Raw genomic sequence first — 17,465 nt, forward strand, 5'->3', positions numbered from 1 at the left:
AGGGCCGCCGCAGCGCCCCCCGCGGGTCCGCGGGTGCTCCGCGCAGGTGCTCCGGCAGCAGTGCGGCGATTCCGGCAGCCCCGCGGCCCGCCCCGGGGACGGCGCGGCTATCCGAGGAAGTGGAAGTCGGGGCGCGGGTGCATCAGGAACTCGTGGTGCGAGATGTTCCAGGCGTAGGCGCCCGCCATGGCGAACAGGACGCGGTCCCCGGCCCGCAGCCGCTCGACGGGGGCCTGGTGGGCCAGCACGTCCTTCGGGGTGCAGAGCTGGCCGGAGAGGGTGGCGCGGCCGGTGCCGACGGCGGGGCGCGGCCAGGGGTGGGGCCAGTCGGCGACCGGCAGGACGGTGAAGGGCTGGCTGTGGCCCCGGGTGGCCGGGGTGCGCAGGTGGTGGGTGCCGCCCCGGACGACGGCGAAGTCCTCGCCGTGGCTCTGCTTCACGTCGAGCACCTCGGTCGCGTACCAGCCGCAGTACGCGGTGAGCGCGCGGCCGGGCTCGATCCGCAGGGTCAGCCCGGGGTGGCGGGCCAGCAGCTCGGCGAGGCCGGTGCCGAAGGCCGTCCAGTCGAAGCGGGCGGCGGGGTCGGCGTAGTCCACGGCCATCCCGCCGCCGACGTTGACCTCGGTGACCGGCAGGCCGTGCCGGGCGGCGAGGTCCACCGACCAGTCGACGATCTGCTCGGCGACGGTCAGCTGGTCCTCCGCGTCCAGGCCACTGGCCAGGTGCGCGTGGATGCCGCGCAGGCGCAGCAGCTCGAAGCCGGGTTCGGCCAGCAGGCGCAGGCAGTCGGCGATCCGGTCGGGGTCGAGGCCGAAGGAGGTGGGACGGCCGCCCATCGCCAGCGCGACGCCGTCCAGTGCGTCGGAGTGGACCGCCAGGTTCGCCCGGAGCAGGATGTCCACCGGGCCGGTCGCTCGGGCGGCGAGCTGCCGCAGCTCGTGCTCGCTCTCCACGTGCCAGCGGTGCACGCCGGTCCGCAGCGCCTCGGCGATCTCGGCCGGGGTCTTGCCGGGTCCGCCGAAGGCGAGCGGGCCGTCCGGTACGGCCTGCCGCACGTGGGCCAGCTCGCCACCGGAGGAGACCTCGTAGCCGTCCACCGCGTCGCGCAGCGCGGCCAGCAGTTGCGGCTCCGGGTTGGCCTTGGCCGCGTAGTACAGCTCGACCCGGTCGGGCAGTGCGGCCCGCACGGCCGCCGCGTGCTCCCGCAGGGCGCCCAGGTCGTAGAGGTAGCAGGGGAGATGACTTTCCGTCAGGTCGGCCAGGCGCTGGAGTGCGAGGTCGCTCATCGGGCACCGTCCCAGCTGCGGGCGGCCTGGGCCAGCAGGTCCTCGGCCAGCGGCGAGGGCAGTGGGACGTAGCCGGCGGCGCGGTCGGCGCGGCGCTCCCAGCGGGTGAGCAGGTTGGCCTTGGCGGGCAGCGGGACACCGGCCAGCAGGGCGGCCAGCCTGGGCGGGCAGCCGTGCCGTTCGCCGTGCTCGGCCAGGACGCGGCGGACCTCCTGCCACAACTCGGCCTCCAGCGGCGGATGCTGGTCGGCAACGGCGGCCAGCATCTCGGAGAGGTGGTTGACCAGCAGGCAGTACACCACCCGGTCCCAGCCGCGCTGGGCGTCGTAGCTCATCGGCCCCGCGACCTCCGGCGGCAGGGCCGCCAGCAGTTCGGCGTTGCGCTCGGGCAGCAGCTTGGTGCCCTCCAGGTCGCGGAAGAGCACCTGGGCCGGGCGGCCCCCGGCGTCCACGCCGAGCAGCACGTTCTGCAGGTGCGGCTCCAGCACCACGCCGTGGTCGAAGTACGCGGCGAGTACCGGCGGCACGACCAGCCGCAGGTAGGCGCCCCACCACGCGAGTGCCTCCGGCGGACCGGCCCCGTCCAGCAGCGCCGAGATGTGCGCGGAGCTGGTCGGGTACTCGTCGGCGACGGCGGCGGCGAGCAGCGGGGTGACCCCGGGGCGCAGCACGTTCTCCAGGCCCTCACGGACGATCAGTCCGAAGCCCTCGAAGAGCGCGAGGTCCGGGGTGCCGTCCGCGCCGGGCAGCGCGAGGGTGCGGAAGGCGGGCTCGCGCAGCATCGCCGAGTCGGGGAAGCGGTCGGCCAGTTCGGCGAGCGGCTCGGCCAGCACCCGGGTCAGCGCGACGGCGCCGGTGAGCTCGTAGGCGGCGTTCTTGCGCAGGCAGTTGGTGATCCGCACGTTCAGGCTGAACTTGAGGAACGCGCCGGCCCCGTGCAGGGTCCGGACCGAGGCGGTGGCGGTGAAGGGCTCGCCGCCGAGGCCGAGGTCCAGGACGTCACCGCGCCCGAGGGCCTCCTGGAGCAGCGGGTTGTCGCGCAGCAGCTCGTACTGCCAGGGGTGGGCGGGCAGCAGGGTGTAGCCGTCCGGGACGGTGGCGAGCGAATCCAGCAGGGCGAGCGCGGCCGGGTCGGCGGTGTCCTGGGCGATCAGGTGGCTGCGGACCGCGAGATGGCGCAGCCGGAAGGCGGCGCGGGCCTCGGGTGCGTAGGCGTCCCAGACGTCGGGTCCGGCCGAGCGGGCCTTCGGTGCGGGGTGGAAGCGGTGGCCGAGCAGTAGTGCCTGTTCCGATTCCAGGTAGCGGTCGGTGCCGGCCGCTCCGTGGCCGGTGCCGGTCGCCCGGCGGCCGGCGAGCGAGGAGACGACCCCGTCGTGGCTGGAGGCGAGCTGTTCCAGGAACTCGTCGTTACCGAGGCCGCTGCGCAGGGTCAGCTCGGCCTGGACGTGTTCGGCCAGCTCGCGCCAGTCCAGCTCGCGCCAGCCGTCGGCGCTCTCCTCGAAGGCGGGGCCGGTGAAGCGGTGTGCGCCGATCAGCGAGGTGCGGCGCAGCGCGATCCGCAGCACCACGCCCCGGCGGGGCAGCCGCAGCCGCAGGTGGCCGTCGGCGATCGCGGTCTGGTGCTCGGGTGCGGAGACCTCGCGGAGCAGGCAGTTGAGCAGGGTGTGGGTCACCGCGTCCGCTGCGGTGGGCAGTTCGCTCGGCGGTGTGCCGACGGGCTGGACGGCGTGCAGGCGAGAGGGCATCAGTTGCTCCGACGGAAGAGGAGGGTGAGGGCGGCTGCGGCGATCGCGGCGACGGTGCCGGTGACGATCGGGGCAGCCGCGCCGTAGGCGCTGTTGGCCACCGCCGCGACCGCGCCGGCCGCGACGGCGCCGCCCTTGGAGACGAATTCGAGGGTGCCGAACATCCGGCCGGGGGCCCGCCCCCGGGCGGCTTCGGCGGCGAGCACGGAGAGGCTGACCAGGCCGAGGGTGAGCCCGGCGCCGAGCACCACGCGGGCCAGCACGAAGGCGGTCAGCGAGTGGGCGACGCCGTGCGCGGCGAGGCCGAGCGCGACGAAGCAGAACCCGAGTGCGACGCCGGTCCTCGGCCGGTCCAGGAAGGCGGTGTGGACCCGTCCGGAGAACAGCAGGTAGCACAGGTGCGGCAGGGCGAAGAGCACGCCGGCCACGGTGCCGTTGACACCGGGGAGGCGCTGCTCGACCAGGGTGATCAGATAGGGGAAGGAGATGATGGTGGAGAAGACGAAGGCGAACTCGACGGTGTAGAGCAGCCGGAGGGGGCCGGGGGCCTGCGCGCCGACGCCCGCGCCTCGGGTCTTCGCACTCGCCACCGGCTCGGGCCGGGTCGGCTCCGGCAGCAGGGCCAGCAGTCCGGCCGCGGCGAGCGGCAGCACCGCCATCACCAGGTACTGCCGGTGCGGTGAGAGCCACGGGGAGAGCGCGCCGACCAGGATCGGTGCGGCGACCAGGGCTGCGCGGGCGCTGCCCTGCATCAGGGTGAGCGCCCTGGAGAGCTGCGAGCCCTCCAGGGCGGCCGCGAGGTAGCCGTTGGTGGCGGCGAAGGTGCCGCCGAGGAAGCCCTGCAGGACCAGCGCCACGGTGAAGGCGGGCAGGCTGTTCGCGGCCCCGGCGAGCAGGAAGGAGACGGTGAGCCCGAGTTGGGCGCGCAGCAGCAGCCGCTTGCGGCCGAACCGGTCGGCCAGCCTGCCCCAGAGCGGCGCCCCGATCGCGCTGAAGACGGTGGGCACGATGTAGAGCACACCGGCCCAGTGGCCCTCGTGGTCGCCGAGGGCGGGCAGGATCGCGGTGAGGTACGGCGGCAGGCCCAGTGCGGCGAAGGAGGCGACGAAGTAGCAGGCCGCGACGGCGTGCACCTGACGGCGGCTCAGTCCGCGCGCGACGGCCGGGCTCCCGACGAGCTGTCCGGGCGCCTCGATGGTGGTCACCGGGCCACGGACCGCAGGTAGTTGGGTCCGTCGGTGTAGTGCTTGTTGATGTCCCGGGCGCCCGAGCGCTCCTTGCTCAACAGGCTCCCGGCCGTGACCATCGCCTTGACCGGCAGCCGGTCGGCGTCCAGCAGCGCGGCCCGCAGCGACTGCCCGGCCGGGCCGATCCGCCGGATCGCGCTGTCGAGCTCGGTGCGCAGCAGGTCCAGGGTCTCCTTCAGCGGCACCCGGCCGTGCGCGGCCAGGCCGAAGGCCAGCGAGGCGGTGCAGAGGTGGCCGGTGATGGTGGTGAACAGGTCGGTGAGCGGGCGGTCGTCCTCGCCGAAGGTCCTGGGGTCGTCGAACTCCGCTGCGAAGTCGATGAGTCCACCCAGTCGGGCGGGGTTGATCCGGGGCCCGTCGTTGTCCTTGTAGAGCAGTCGCAGCCCGTTCTCGTCCAGCACCAGCGAGGTGTTCTGCTGGTGGGACTCCAGGGCGATGCCGTACCCGAAGAGCGTGGTCTGCCAGTCGAGCAGCAGCTCCAGGAACTCCCGGTACAGCCGCCGGAGTGAGCCGCCGTAGAACCGGTCGGCGAGGTGGTCGACCACCAGCCGGCCGCCGGGCGCGGTGGCCAGCAGGGCGGCCAGCGGGACGGTCACGGACTCCGCCAGATCGGCCGGGTAGCGGCGCAGCAGCACGGCCAGCAGCTCGTGGTCGGCCCGTGCGAAGCACTGTTCGTCGGCGTGCAGGATGCGGCCGGCGAAGCGCGGCTCGCGCTCGATCACCGCCTCCAGCAGGCGCTGCCCGGCCGCGCCGTCCTCCAGTACGCCCGGCTTGATGGTGCGCCGGTTGCGCAGGCCCAGGGTGGCGGTGGCGAGCGGAAGTTTGAGGTGGCAGGCGGGGTCCTGGACCACGGCGACGGTGCGCATCGACAGCGTCGGCGTCACCCGCAGGTACGGCCGCTCGGCCAGCACGGCGCCGGGCAGCAGTTTCTCGAGGTCGGCGTCGGCGGTCAGCGGGTGCACCGGGATGGTCAGGTAGTCGCCGCTCAGGCCGAGGTCGGCCGGGGTGGGCCACCAGGCGGGCAGCGGGCCGCGGCCCGCCACGCTCAGTTCGCGCTCCGGAACGGCGAGCCAGCGCAGTTCGAAGGATGGGGCGAACTCCGGTGCGTACGAGCGCAGTTGCTGCTCGTCCAGGCCGGAGCGGCCGCGCGCGGTCGGGTAGACCGGGTGGTCGAGGTAGGCGGCCAGGGCGTCGAAGCCCAGGGCGGCCGTGAGGCCCTCCCAGTGCGCGGGGTCGGCCCCGAAGCGGTCGGCGAGGGCGGCCAGCACGGCCGGCTGGACACGGCCGTGCAGCCGCATGGTGTCCAGGGTCTGGCGGCACTCCTCGGCGAAGGCCAGGTAGCCGTCCCGGTCCTGCGGATCGGCGAAGCTGCGCAGTTCGGCCAGGATCTCGTCGAGTTCGGTCAGCGTACTGCCGTAGACCTCCAGCAGCGGCAGCCGGACGGCGTACTCGCTCTGGAAGCCCTCCTCGGCCACCGGCAGTGCGAGGGCGCCGTCGGTCAGCCACGGTCCGTCGGGACGCGACTCGACCAGGCCGCCGCTGCGCAGCCCGAGGACGTCCTCGCGCAGCAGGGAGCTCAGCACCCGCAGGGTCAACTGCTGCTGCTCGCTCACGGCTTGATCTCCCAGGTGTGGTCGGCGATGAACCGGGCGACGGCCGTGTCCACGGTCTCCTGGTCCGGCCCCACGGCCCAGACCACGCCGAGGAAGTCCCGGTTGGTGCGGTAGTGCTCGTGCCGCTCGCCGACGGCCCGCGAGGGGCGGTAGGACAGCCGCACCCCGTCGGCGTCCAGGTCGAACGGCCCGGGGGCGGCGGTGAGGGTGCCGGCCCGGTCCGCGCAGACCGCCTCGTTGCGGGCTCGCAGGTCGGTCCGGAGGCCGAGGTCGGCGGGCAGCTCCTGTCCGAGGTGCGCCCGCAGGATCAGCTCGAAGTACGGGATCTGCAGGGTGTGCGCCAGCATCAGATCGCAACCGTCGCCGATGGCACGGTAGTTGACCTCGATCAGGCGGACCCGGCCGTCCGGCTGCAGGATGAACTCGGTGTGGCAGGCGCCGAGGCCCACGCCGACGGCGTCCAGCTGTGCGAGGACCTGCTCGGTCACCGGCTGCGGATGCTCGGGGACGTAGACGAGCATCTCCTCGATGAAGTCCGGCGGCGGGGAGAGCCTGGTGCGGAAGCCGCCGAGGACGTGCCGGGTGTGTTGGTCCCCGAGGGTCTCCAGCGTGCACAGCTCGCCGACCAGGAACTCCTCCACCACCAGCACGGAACCGGGCCTGCGGTGCTGGATCTCCTCGCAGCGCAGCGCGAGTTCGGCGGCGTCATGGACGAGGACGACGTCCTCGCTGGCGACCCCCTCGCGCGGCTTGACCACGCAGGGGAACGGCGTGTCGAGCCCGTCCGGACTCGCGCCGGGCGCCAGCTCTGCCGACCGGACGGTGTCCAGCCCGCTGGCGGCGAGGTGGCGGCGCAGCTCGCCCTTGTTCTTGGCGCGCAGTGCGGCCTTCCAGTCCTTGCCCGGCAGGTCGAAGTACTCGGCGACCAGGGCGGTCTGGGTCTGCAGGTGGTCGCTGTTGCTGAACACCGCGTCGGGCGCTCGGAGTTGGGAGATGGTGCCGATCACCTCGCGGAAGTCCTGCACCTCGCACTGCACCACCTCGGGTGCGGACTTCGAGCCGGCGTAGGCGCGCCGGTGGGACTCCGCGTTGTCGGTGAGCACGGTGACGTCGAGGCCGAGCCGGACGGCGGCGGGCAGGAAGCCCTCGGTGACCGAGTCGGTGGGGTTCAGCGCGAGCAGATACAACCGCATGGGGATGAGTCCTCGGGTGTGGTGGGACGGAGGCGTGGGGGCGGTCCGGTGGATCCCGCCCCCGCGCGGAGGGCCCTGCTTCGGTCGGTGCTACTTCGGCGCGTCCACGCCGGCGGCCTTGGCGATGTCGGCCAGCATCGCGTCGGCGGCCTGGACGCCGATGCCCGACATCCAGGTCTCGTCCGGGACGGTGAAGACCTTGTCGTTCTTCACCGCGGTCAGCCCCTGCCAGACGCTGGTCTGCTGCATCTCGCTCTCCTTCGTCTTGCTCGGGTCGTCCGAGGTGGTGACGAAGACCAGGTCGGCGTCGGCCTGGTTGAGCTGCTCGGGGCTGACGTCCAGCATCGCCTTGTCGACGTCCTGGGAGGCCGGACGGCGCAGGCCGATGTCGTTCAGCACCACGCCGCTGAAGGAGGCCTTCTGGTAGAGCCGGGTCGGTCCGGCCACGAAGCGGACCACCGAGGCGGTCGGCATGGTGCCGTCGTACTTGGCCTTGAGCTCCTCGCCCAGCTTGGCGGCGCGGGCCTGGTAGTCGGCCAGCGCCTTCTTGGCCTCGGCCTCCTGGCCCAGGGCCTGGGCGTAGAGGGCCAGGTTCTCCTTCCACGGCTGGCCGGTGGTCTCGGCCATCACGGTCGGGGCGATGGCGTTGAGCTTGTCGTAGACCTTCTCGTGGCGGACCTTGGAGGTCAGGATCACGTCCGGCTTGAGCGAGGCGATCAGTTCGAGGTTGGGCTCGCCCATCGGACCGACGTCCTTGGTGCCGTCGACCTTGCCCTTGAGGTAGGCCGGGAAGCCGCCCTCGGTCTTCAGGTGCGGGGCGACCGCGCCGACCGGGGTGATGCCGAGCAGGGTGACGTCGTCGAGCTCGCCGCTGTCCAGGACCACGACCCGCTTCGGCCGGCTCTTGATCTGGGCGGTGCCCATGGCGTGCTTGACGCCGCGCGGGAAGGCGGCGGTCGAGTCGCCGCCGGCCTGGGAGGAGCCCGCGGAGGCGGACTTGGTGTCCTCGGAGCCGTTGCTGCCGCAGGCCGCGAGCAGGGTGGTGGAGAGAGCCATGGCGAGGACGGCGGCGGGCAGGCGGCGCAGGCGGGTCGCGGAGGCGGCGGCGGTGGGGCGCTGGGTCATGATCAGTCCTTGCGGGGTGTTCTGGGTGTTCAGGGTGTTCACGGGGTACTGCGAGGTGTGTGCGGGCGATCCCGGAGGCCGGGCGTCTTGCGGGGTGTTCCGGGTGTTCCCGAGGGGGTTCCGGGCGGTTTCGGGCAGGGCGGAGGAACCGGCGTCGCAGCTGGACCGGGCCGGATGCTCTGCTGATGGAGCGTCAGATACGTGGTCTGGCGCGGGGGATGACCAGGGGGGTGCCGGTCTCGGGATCGGGGATCACCTGGCAGGGCACCTGGAAGACCTCCTCGACCAGATCGGCGGTCAGAACGTCGGCGGGCGCCCCGGTGGCGGCGAGGCGGCCGTCCTTGAGGACGACCAGGTGGTCCGCGTACCGGGCGGCCTGGCCCAGGTCGTGCAGCACCATGACCACCGTGCGGCCGGCCCCGGCGTGCAGATCGGCGACCAGGTCGAGCACTTCGAGCTGGTGCCGCAGGTCCAGGAAGGTGGTCGGCTCGTCCAGCAGCAGCAGTTCGGTGTCCTGGGCGAGCGCGAGCGCGATCCAGGCGCGCTGGCGCTGGCCGCCCGAGAGCCGGTCCACCGGCTGGTCGCGCAGCTCGGCGGTGCCGGTCCGGGCCAGCGCCTCCTCGACGGCGGCCTGGTCGGCTGCCGACCACGGGCTGAGCATCCGCTGGTGCGGGTACCGGCCGAGCCGCACCAGCGACTCCACGGTGATGGCCTCCGGGGTGACGGGCTGCTGCGGCAGCAGGCCCATCCGCCTGGCGAGCGTCCGGGCGGACATCCGGTGGATGTCGGAGCCGTCCAGGGTGACCGTGCCGGCGGACGGCGTCAGCAGTCGGACCAGGCCGCGCAGCAGGGTCGACTTGCCGCAGGCGTTCGGGCCGACGATCGCGGTGACCGCGCCGCCCGGCAGGTCGAGGTCGAGGTTGCCGACCACCGTCCGGTCGCCGTAACGCAGGTCGAGCCCGCGGGCGGCCAGCCGGTTGGCGGCGGCCTTCGGGACGGCGGCCCCCGCGGTCCCGGGCTCCGCGGTTCCGGGTGCCGAAGCCCCGGCAGTGCCGGTGGCCGTCGGGCCGGTGGCCTTCGTCGTGGTGGTCATGACTCACTCCTCTGGGGCAGCCGCCCATGACGGATCATCAGGAACAGCAACCAGGGCGCCCCGAGCGTCGCGGTGGCGGCGCCCACGGGCAGGCCCTGGACGGGCAGCAGGTGCAGGACGATGTGGTCGGCGCCCAACAGCAGGACCGCACCCGCCAGGGCGGTCAGTGCCAGGGTGCCGGGGGTCGGCGGACCGGCCAGGAAGCGCACCAGGTGCGGCACGGCCAGCGCCACGAAGGCGACCGGCCCGCTCAGCCCCGCCGACAGCGACGCCAGCACGATGGCGAGCAGCAGCAGGCCGAGCCTGGCCCGGTCGGGGTCGAGTCCGAGCCCGCCCGCCGAGTCGTCGCCGAGGTCGAGCACCGAGAGCCGACGGTGCGCCAGGAAGGCGGCGACGACGGCGACGGCGATGGCCGCACCGCCGAACCCGACCTCCGTCCAGGTCCGCCCGTACAGCGACCCGGTGGTCCACTGGAGCGCCGAGTTGGCGAGCTCGGCCGGGAACCGGACGATCATCAGGTTGACCGCCGCGGCCAGCCCGGACTGCACCGCGAGACCGACCAGCACCAGCCGGGTGACCGCCATCCGGGAGCGCCAGGCGAAGGCGCCGAGCAGCGCCGCCGCGAGGACGCCGCCGCCGAGCGCGGCGAGCGGGATCAGCAGCTGGCTCGCCCCGGCGGCCAGCATGGCGACGGCACCGAAGGAGGCGCCGCCGGTCACTCCGATCACGTCGGGCGAGGCCAGCGGGTTGCGGAAGAGCCGTTGCAGCAGCGAGCCGGAGACGGCCAGCCCGGCGCCCGCGATCAGCGCGGACAGCACGCGTGGTGCACGGAACTCCTGCACCACCAGCACGTCACCCGGGTCGCAGAGGCCGACCAGTGCGCGCAGTGCGTCCGTCAGCGGCATCTTGACCTGACCGGTGCTCAGGGCGAGCCCGGTGAGCAGCACCAGGGCCACGGCGAAGCCGGCGCAGAGCAACAGGGTCCGGCGTCGCTGCCGGGCGAGGGCGCCGCCGGGCGGTTTCACGGCTGCGGTACGGGGCCGCGCCGACGGGGCCTCGGGGAGCGTCTCGTTCACCGGGCGACCTTCCGGGCCAGCACGGCCAGCAGCGGCGCACCGAGGAAGGCCGTGATGATGCCGACCTCGATCTCGGACGGGCGGGCCACCAGGCGGCCCAGCACATCGGCGGCCAGCAGCAGGATCGGACCGCAGACCAGGCTCCCGGGCACCAGCCAGCGGTGGTCGTTGCCGAGCAGCGGCCGGACCAGGTGCGGCGCGGCCAGGCCGATGAAGACGACGGGCCCGGCGACGGCCACGGAGCCCGCGGCCAGCAGGACGACGGCGAGTCCGCCGATCACCCTGATCCGCGCCACCGGCACGCCGAGCGACTGCGCGGCGTCGTCGCCCAGGGCGAGTGCGTTGAGCGCGGGGGAGACGAGCAGCGCCAGCAGCAGCCCGACCCCGATCAACGGCAGGACCTGGTAGAGGACTTCGAGGCTGCGGCCGGCGAGCGAACCGGCCAGCCAGAAGCGGGCCTCGTCCAGGGTGCGGCGGCTGGCGAGCATCAGGGTGGAGGTCCAGGACAGCAGGACCGCGGTGAGCACCGTGCCGCCGAGCGCCAGCCGGATCGGGTCGAGATCGCCCGAGCGGCGCGCCATCGAGTACGCCAGCACGGCCGCACCGGCCGCACCGAGGACGGCGAACCAGACGTACTGCAGCGGGTGCGTCAGGTGCAGCACGAAGATCGCGGTGACCACGGCGAAGCCGGCCCCGGCGTTGATGCCGAGCGTGGTCGGGGACGCCAGCGGATTGCGGGTCACGCCCTGGGCGACGGCTCCGGCCGCGCCGAGCGCGGCCCCGACCACCAGGCCGATCACCGTACGCGGCACCCGCAGACCGGTGACCACGTCGGCGTCACTGCCGTGGGCGTGGCCCGACAGTGCGTCGACAACGGTCGAGAGCGGGATGGCCCGCGCCCCGAGGGCGAGGCTCAACGCCGCACAGACCGTCAGCACGCCGACACCCGCGAGCAGCAGCAGACTGCGCTGCGCGGCACGGTGACGTTGTGCCGGGGCTGTGGACGCCGGCGGTTCGGTGGTAAGCACAGAGAGAGATCTTAGGTTAGGCAAGCCTAAGGAAGTCAAGCGCAGGCAATGCTTTTCTAAGATCGGCACCAATGTATAAGGTGAGGCTCACCTTAGTCGATAGGCGGGAGACCGGGAGTGGGAATGCTCCGACTGGCGACACGTGACCGCGTGTCCGGCGGTCCGCCCGGCGGCCCGTCCTGCGACGGGCCCGACCGTGCGGCCGCGAGCCTGCGGCGGGTCGTCGACATCTGCGGGACGCTCCGGGTCGACATCCTGACGCCCGGCCGGCCTTCGCCGATGCCTGGTCAGGGGCTCCTGGGCGTCGCCGGGCTGTCGGACGACGACGTCCGGGTGCTGGTCGCCGCGGAGGCCGCCCGGATCGAGGCCGGGAACGGACGCGCTCCGCGCACGCACGTCGCCGCCTCCCGGCTGCTGCACCACCTCCTCTGGTCCGCCGCACTGCTGTTCAGCGGTCCCTGGTACCTGGCCGGCGAGGTGCCCCGGCTGGGGGTGCAGGACTGCTGGATCGACGCCGGGACCGGTGACCTGACGGTCCGCCCGGCCGTCGGCGTTCCCGGCGGCGAGGCCGAACTGCGGGACGCCGTCGCCGCGTTCGTCGGGCCGCTGCTGGGTGCCTTCGCGCCGTACGTCAAGCGCGGACAGCGTGCGCTGTGGGGGATGGCGGCCGACGATCTGCTCTCCGGGATCTGGTACCTGGGCCGGATGCTCGGCGAGGAGGAGCGCGCGATCCGGGTGGCCGGCGCGGTCCTCCCGGGCGGCACTCCGCCCTTCCCCGGCGCCGCGGACTTCCGTCTCCTGCAAGGCACTTCGGGCCGCGTCCACCGGACCAGGACCCGCCTGGGCTGCTGCCTCTACTACGCGATCCGCCCGGCCGAGGCCTGCGTCACCTGTCCGCGCACCTGTGACGAGGAACGCGTCCGGCGGCTGGAGCTGTGAGCACGGCCGCACCTTCCCGGGGGCGGGTGTGCGACCGGCCCACCGGGGAGGTGCCCGGCCGTCAGCCCTGCTGTCCAACTTCCTCCGTTGGCACGGTCGTTCGGTAGCGCTGTTCGGTGGCGGTCAGGGCGGCGAGCAGGCCGGCCTGCCAGCGGACCGCCGACCGCCTGGCCCACCGCCAGCACCCCGGACACCGCCGAACCGCACCACACGCTGCGGAGTTCTCGCTGACCGGCAGCAGTGTCCCGATCGGGCACATCGCGTTCGGCAGCCGTCCCGGCAGCGACCACAGCAATACCCGACCGCCCGTCAGGCGTGCCGCCGTCCGGAACGTCGTGACCACGGCCATGCCGATCCCCCAGTGGGGCCGGGTCGGGGCAGCCCGCCGCCCGTCCACCGGCCCGTCCAGGTGATCCGGTTGCGGGCGGACCTCGAAACCACCGGGCCGCGCCGACGGATCGGGACCGTGCGATCACCCGGCACGCCGCCCGGATCCGTTTGCCGCGGCTTGGAGGACCGGCCGACGACGGCCCATCGGCAGGGACCCGCCGCACCGGGTCAGGCCTCCCGGCACTTCTCCTGGCACGTCTCGCGGCGCAGCAGCGCGTCGTACTCGGCGTGCACCCGCCGGTCCATGGCCAGGGTGAACTGGGCGTCCGCGACGGTGCGGGCGAGCGGGCGGATGCGTCGGATCTGCCCGGTCAGCCGGGCCGCCTCGCCGGGTGCGAGGTCCCCGGCGTGGCTGAGGGCGCCGAGCAGTTCGTCCCTGACGAGTGCGGTGAAGACCTCGGCGACGGCGTCCGCGTAGTCCTGCGCCTTGCGGCTGGCGGCGAGTACGGCGGCGAGCGGTACGCCCTCGTCGACCAGGGCGACGGTGGCGTCCATCAGGCGGCGGCTGATGTGGACGATGCCGTCGTCCCGGACGGTGATGTAGCCCTGGGCGATGGACTCCGCGGTGTTGGCCTCGGTCAGCTGGTCGCCGAAGGCGGTGGCCAGGTCCGCCCAGCTGAGGTGGACCGGGCTCTCGTCCGACCAGGGCTCGGTGATGGCGGCCTGCAGCCCGATCAGCTCGGCGACGTCCCGGCCGCTCTCGCCGGCGCCGATCAGTTCGGCGATGCCGCCGAGGGTGTGTCCGCGTTCCAGCAGTTCGGCGATCATGCGCAGCCTGGCCAGGTGCTCCTCGCCGTACCAGGCGATCCTGCCCTCCTTGCGCGGCGGCGGCAGCAGTTTGCGTTCGCGGTAGAAGCGCAGGGTGCGCGTGGTGATGCCGGCGGCCTCGGCGAGTTCCTCGACCCGGTACTCGCGCGGGGTGCCGCTGCCTGTGCTCTCGATCTCCGCCACGCGGCTCAGCATAGGGCGGCGGTGCCGGGAACCGATGCGGTCCGCCTCCTTCCAAGAACTGTCGGCACGGGCTACCCTGCCAATCGTGCCAGTGATTGCTGGCGTGGTTTACCCCGGCTTCGACAGCACGACGGACAGCACGACGGACGGTCCAAAGGTCGGTCCGACCGCCAGTCCAAAGCCCCGGGGCACCGGTCCGGGTCACCGGCCCGGCGTCACGGATCGTTCGACGGCCCGGTTCAATGGTTCCGCACTCCCGCCGCCCCACAGCTCCAGGAGGCCCGCCGCATGGCATCCAGCCCCAAGCGCACCAAGCAGCCGTCCACGCCCGACGATCCGCTCGCCACCCCGCACGTCAGGGTCGCGGTGATCGGCTCCGGCTTCGGCGGTCTCGGCGCCGGAGTGCGCCTGCGCCGTGCCGGGATCACCGACTTCGTCATCCTGGAGCGGGCCGGCTCGCTCGGCGGCACCTGGCGCGACAACAGCTACCCGGGCTGCGCCTGCGACGTGCCCTCGCACCTGTACTCCTTTTCGTTCGCGCCGAACCCCGAGTGGCCGCGCAGCTTCTCCCACCAGCCGGACATCCGCGCCTACCTGGAGCGGGTCGCCGACACCTTCGGTCTCCGCCCCCACCTGCGGTTCAACACCGAGGTGACCGAACTGCGCTGGGAGCAGGAGCACACCCGTTGGCGGGTCACCACGGGGGCCGGGACCTGGACCGCCGACGCCGTGGTCTCCGCCTCCGGGCCGCTGGCCGACCCGCAGATGCCCGACCTGCCCGGACTCGCCGAGTTCCCCGGCCGGGTCTTCCACTCCTCGCGCTGGGACCACGACTTCGACCTCCGGGGCAAGCGTGTCGCGGTGGTTGGGACCGGCGCCTCGGCGGCCCAGATCGTCCCCGCGATCCAGCCCGTGGTCGGCAGGCTGACGGTCTTCCAGCGCACCCCCGCCTGGGTCCTGCCGCGCGCCGACCGGGAGATCTCGGCCCTGGAGAAGTGGCTGCACAGCAAGGTCCCGCCGACCGGCATGCTGCGCCGGGCCTCGGTCTTCGCGATGCGCGAACTCCAGGTCGGTGCCTTCACCCGCCGTCCCGGCGCGCTGCGCGTGGTCCAGCAGATGGCCGTCCGCAACCTCGAACGGGGCATCGCCGACCCGCAGTTGCGGGCCAGGCTGACCCCGGACTACCGGATCGGCTGCAAGCGCATCCTGCTCAGCAACACCTACTACCCGGCGCTCGCCGCGCCCAACGCCGAGGTGATCACCTCCGGTCTCGCCGAGGTGCGCGGCTCCACCCTGGTCGCCGCGGACGGCAGCGAGGCCGAGGTCGACGCGATCGTCTTCGGCACCGGCTTCCACGTGACCGATCTGCCCATCGCCGAGCGGGTGTTCGGGATCGGCGGGCACAGCCTCGCCGAGGAGTGGAAGGGGGGAATGGAGGCGCTGCGGGGATCCACCGTGCACGGCTTCCCCAACCTCTTCTTCGTCATCGGCCCCAACACCGGCCTCGGCAACAGCTCGATGATCCTCATGATCGAGTCCCAACTCAACTACATAGTCGATGCGTTGAAGACCCTGGAGGCGGTCGGCGCCACCGCGATGCAGCCCACCGTGCGGGCGCAGCGGCACTGGAACCTGGAGGTCCAGCACCGGATGCAGCGCACCGTCTGGCTCACCGGCGGCTGCCGCAGCTGGTACCTCGACTCCGAGGGCCGCAACACCGTCGCGTGGCCGGGCAGCACCAGCGCCTTCCGCCGCGCCACCCGCCGGGTGGACCTCGCCGAGTACGAACTCCTCAAGCGCACCGCGCCCGTGGCCCAGGAGGTCGCCGCATGAAGTCCGGACCCGCAGGAATCCGAGGCCGGTCCGGCCGGATGGTGGCCGCCGACTGCGTGCTTCCGGCAGCCGCCGAGGAGTACCGCATCCGCTCCGCCGACGGCCACTGGATCCACGCCGAGGCGCACGGCCCCGAGGGCGCGCCTCTGGTGGTCCTCGCCCACGGCTGGACCTGCTCGACCCTCTTCTGGGCCCCGGTGATCCACCAGCTCTCGGTCGATCACCGGGTGGTGGCGTACGACCAGCGCGGCCACGGCCGCAGCGACGTCCCGCCGACCGCCGTCGGCTACTCCACCGCCAGGCTCGCCGACGACCTGGAGGCGGTGCTCACCCGGATCGTCCCGGCGGGGGAGCGGGCGGTGCTGGCCGGACACAGCATGGGCGGGATGACCATCATGGCCGCGGCCGACCGGGGCGAGGTGGCGAGCAGGACCGCTGCGGCCGTCCTGGTCAGTACCGGACCGAGCGATCTGCTCGCCGAGCTGGACGTCGTCCCGTCCACCGTCCGCCCGCCCGGCCTGCGGCGCTTCCTGCACCGCCGGATCCTGCAGTCCAGGCTGCCGCTCGGCCCGGTGACGGCCGTCAGCAGGGCGATGCTCAAGTACAGCACCATGGGCCCGGCCACCCCGGGCGGACGGGTCGAGGCGACCGCCCGGGTGGTGCACGCCTGCCCGACCGGAGTGCGCCGCCAGTGGGCCAGGGTGCTGGGCGAGCTGGACGTCCGGGAGCAGCTGGCCGAGCTGGCCGTGCCGGCCATCGTGGTGGTCGGCACGCACGACCGGCTCACCCCGCCCGTGCACGCCCGCCGCATGGTGGCCGCACTGCCGGATCCGCGGGGGCTGCTGGAACTCCCCGGCGTCGGCCACATGTCGCCCGTGGAGCGCCCGGCCGAGGTCGCGGCCGAGATCCGACGGGCCGTCAACTTCACTACCGAGGACGCCAGGAGCGTGAGCGCATGAGTACAACTCCGCCGATCGCGGGACAGGTCGTGGTCGTCACCGGGGCCGCCCGGGGGGTCGGCGCACTGCTGGCCCGCAAGCTGGCCCAGCGCGGCGCCGAGGTGGCCCTGGTCGGCCTGGAGCCCGAGGAGTTGAAGGCCGTCGCCGCCCAGTGCGGCCCCACCGCCACCTCCTGGGAGGCGGACGTCACCGACCTGGACGCACTGAGCGCCGTCGCCCGGCAGATCCAGGACCGCCACGGCCGGATCGACACGGTCGTCGCCAACGCCGGCATCGCCATCGGCGGCCCGCTCCTGGACAGCGACCCGCGTGCCTTCGACCGGGTCATCGAGGTCAACCTGCTCGGCAGCGTGGCCACCGCCCGCGCCTTCCTGCCCGCGCTCATCGAGAGCGGCGGCTACCTGCTGCAGATCGCCTCGCTGGCCGCGATCACCCCGGCGCCGCTGATGGCCGCCTACTGTGCCAGCAAGGCGGGGGTCGAGGCGTTCGCCCACTCGCTCCGCGCCGAGGTCGCCCACCAGGGCGTCAAGGTCGGTGTCGGATACCTGAGTTGGACCGACACCGACATGGTGCGCGGCGCCGACCAGGACACCGTGCTGGCCCAGCTGCGCGCCCGCCTGCCCTGGCCGGCCAGCAAGACGTACCCGCTGGCCCCGGCGGTGGAGCGGCTGGTCGCCGGGATCGGCCGCCGCTCCCCGCACGTGTACGCCCAGGCGTGGCTGCGCGGAGTCCAGCCGGTCCGCTGGGTCCTGCCGAGCCTGATCGCCACCGTCGGGGCCCGCGACATCGCCCGGCTGGCACCGCAGTTGAGGGCCACCGCGGCCTCCCGCCTGCGCGCCGTCGGCGCGGGCGGTGCCGCCGACACGGCGAACCGCCGCACCACGGCCGGGTAGCGGCCGCCCGCCGCGCCCTGCGCACCCGCGCGGCGGCGGCCCCGGGGTCGCCCCCGGGCCCCCCCCCGGCCCCCTACCGCCACCGCCCGCCGGC

14 protein-coding genes are annotated in these 17,465 nt (G+C 73.7%); 4 read left to right on the plus strand and 10 right to left on the minus strand.

Going from position 1 to position 17,465, the window contains the following annotated elements; all coding sequences use genetic code 11:
* Positions 1 to 107: 107 nt before the first annotated feature.
* The 9 genes from ACFC1R_RS24460 to ACFC1R_RS24500 form a co-directional block, all read right to left on the minus strand.
* Positions 108 to 1,286 carry a type III PLP-dependent enzyme gene (locus ACFC1R_RS24460; RefSeq protein WP_375941944.1) on the minus strand — a complete coding sequence of 393 codons (1,179 nt, stop codon included), beginning with the start codon at positions 1,284 to 1,286 and terminating at the stop codon, positions 108 to 110.
* Complete coding sequence (locus ACFC1R_RS24465; RefSeq protein ID WP_375941946.1) at positions 1,283 to 3,031, minus strand: IucA/IucC family protein; 1,749 nt, start codon at positions 3,029 to 3,031, stop codon at positions 1,283 to 1,285. The genes ACFC1R_RS24460 and ACFC1R_RS24465 overlap by 4 nt, the downstream gene beginning before the upstream one ends.
* A complete protein-coding gene (locus ACFC1R_RS24470) occupies positions 3,031 to 4,227 on the minus strand; it encodes an MFS transporter (protein WP_375941997.1) in 1,197 nt (398 codons plus the stop codon). The genes ACFC1R_RS24465 and ACFC1R_RS24470 overlap by 1 nt, the downstream gene beginning before the upstream one ends.
* A gap of 5 nt (positions 4,228 to 4,232) precedes the next feature.
* A complete protein-coding gene (locus ACFC1R_RS24475; protein WP_375941948.1) occupies positions 4,233 to 5,891 on the minus strand; it encodes an IucA/IucC family protein in 1,659 nt (552 codons plus the stop codon).
* Complete coding sequence (locus tag ACFC1R_RS24480; protein WP_375941950.1) at positions 5,888 to 7,084, minus strand: acetyl-CoA carboxylase biotin carboxylase subunit family protein; 1,197 nt, start codon at positions 7,082 to 7,084, stop codon at positions 5,888 to 5,890. Before ACFC1R_RS24480 ends, ACFC1R_RS24475 begins: the two co-directional genes overlap by 4 nt.
* A gap of 90 nt (positions 7,085 to 7,174) precedes the next feature.
* Entirely contained in the window at positions 7,175 to 8,209 is a 1,035-nt protein-coding gene (locus ACFC1R_RS24485; RefSeq protein WP_375941999.1) for an ABC transporter substrate-binding protein, read from the minus strand.
* Positions 8,210 to 8,402: 193 nt separating this feature from the next.
* A complete protein-coding gene (locus ACFC1R_RS24490; RefSeq protein WP_375941952.1) occupies positions 8,403 to 9,302 on the minus strand; it encodes an ABC transporter ATP-binding protein in 900 nt (299 codons plus the stop codon).
* Positions 9,299 to 10,378, minus strand: coding sequence for a FecCD family ABC transporter permease (locus tag ACFC1R_RS24495; protein ID WP_375941954.1), 1,080 nt, complete (start codon positions 10,376 to 10,378; stop codon positions 9,299 to 9,301). The genes ACFC1R_RS24490 and ACFC1R_RS24495 overlap by 4 nt, the downstream gene beginning before the upstream one ends.
* Positions 10,375 to 11,340, minus strand: coding sequence for a FecCD family ABC transporter permease (locus tag ACFC1R_RS24500; RefSeq protein WP_375942001.1), 966 nt, complete (start codon positions 11,338 to 11,340; stop codon positions 10,375 to 10,377). The genes ACFC1R_RS24495 and ACFC1R_RS24500 overlap by 4 nt, the downstream gene beginning before the upstream one ends.
* A 216-nt stretch (positions 11,341 to 11,556) precedes the next feature.
* On the opposite strand from ACFC1R_RS24500, the gene ACFC1R_RS24505 reads away from it, so the two are divergent.
* Positions 11,557 to 12,345, plus strand: coding sequence for a (2Fe-2S)-binding protein (locus ACFC1R_RS24505; protein ID WP_375941956.1), 789 nt, complete (start codon positions 11,557 to 11,559; stop codon positions 12,343 to 12,345).
* 558 nt (positions 12,346 to 12,903) lie between these two features.
* On the opposite strand, the gene ACFC1R_RS24510 is transcribed toward ACFC1R_RS24505, so the two are convergent.
* The gene (locus tag ACFC1R_RS24510; protein ID WP_375941958.1) at positions 12,904 to 13,686 is read right to left on the minus strand and encodes a MerR family transcriptional regulator; all 783 of its coding nucleotides are present in this window, start codon (positions 13,684 to 13,686) and stop codon (positions 12,904 to 12,906) included.
* A 288-nt stretch (positions 13,687 to 13,974) separates the two neighbouring features.
* On the opposite strand from ACFC1R_RS24510, the gene ACFC1R_RS24515 reads away from it, so the two are divergent.
* From ACFC1R_RS24515 to ACFC1R_RS24525, 3 genes are read left to right on the plus strand one after another with little or no spacing between them, the layout of a single operon-like run.
* Positions 13,975 to 15,519 (plus strand): flavin-containing monooxygenase, encoded by a 1,545-nt coding sequence (locus ACFC1R_RS24515; RefSeq protein WP_375941959.1) that lies wholly within the window; start codon positions 13,975 to 13,977, stop codon positions 15,517 to 15,519.
* 38 nt (positions 15,520 to 15,557) lie between these two features.
* Entirely contained in the window at positions 15,558 to 16,478 is a 921-nt protein-coding gene (locus ACFC1R_RS24520; protein ID WP_375942003.1) for an alpha/beta fold hydrolase, read from the plus strand.
* Entirely contained in the window at positions 16,475 to 17,371 is an 897-nt protein-coding gene (locus ACFC1R_RS24525; RefSeq protein ID WP_375941961.1) for an SDR family oxidoreductase, read from the plus strand. The genes ACFC1R_RS24520 and ACFC1R_RS24525 overlap by 4 nt, the downstream gene beginning before the upstream one ends.
* Positions 17,372 to 17,465 lie beyond the last annotated feature (94 nt).

It is taken from the genome of Kitasatospora sp. NPDC056138, from assembly GCF_042264695.1.
Classification (GTDB): domain Bacteria; phylum Actinomycetota; class Actinomycetes; order Streptomycetales; family Streptomycetaceae; genus Kitasatospora.

Bases quoted from the DNA above. Each gene is read 5' to 3' on its own strand.
- ACFC1R_RS24460 (WP_375941944.1), bottom strand. From the start codon at position 1,286: ATGAGCGACCTCGCACTCCAGCGCCTGGCCGACCTGACGGAAAGTCAT.
- ACFC1R_RS24465 (WP_375941946.1), bottom strand. From the start codon at position 3,031: ATGCCCTCTCGCCTGCACGCCGTCCAGCCCGTCGGCACACCGCCGAGC.
- ACFC1R_RS24480 (WP_375941950.1), bottom strand. From the start codon at position 7,084: ATGCGGTTGTATCTGCTCGCGCTGAACCCCACCGACTCGGTCACCGAG.
- ACFC1R_RS24485 (WP_375941999.1), bottom strand. From the start codon at position 8,209: ATGACCCAGCGCCCCACCGCCGCCGCCTCCGCGACCCGCCTGCGCCGC.
- ACFC1R_RS24490 (WP_375941952.1), bottom strand. From the start codon at position 9,302: ATGACCACCACGACGAAGGCCACCGGCCCGACGGCCACCGGCACTGCC.
- ACFC1R_RS24515 (WP_375941959.1), top strand. From the start codon at position 13,975: ATGGCATCCAGCCCCAAGCGCACCAAGCAGCCGTCCACGCCCGACGAT.
- ACFC1R_RS24520 (WP_375942003.1), top strand. From the start codon at position 15,558: ATGGTGGCCGCCGACTGCGTGCTTCCGGCAGCCGCCGAGGAGTACCGC.
- ACFC1R_RS24525 (WP_375941961.1), top strand. From the start codon at position 16,475: ATGAGTACAACTCCGCCGATCGCGGGACAGGTCGTGGTCGTCACCGGG.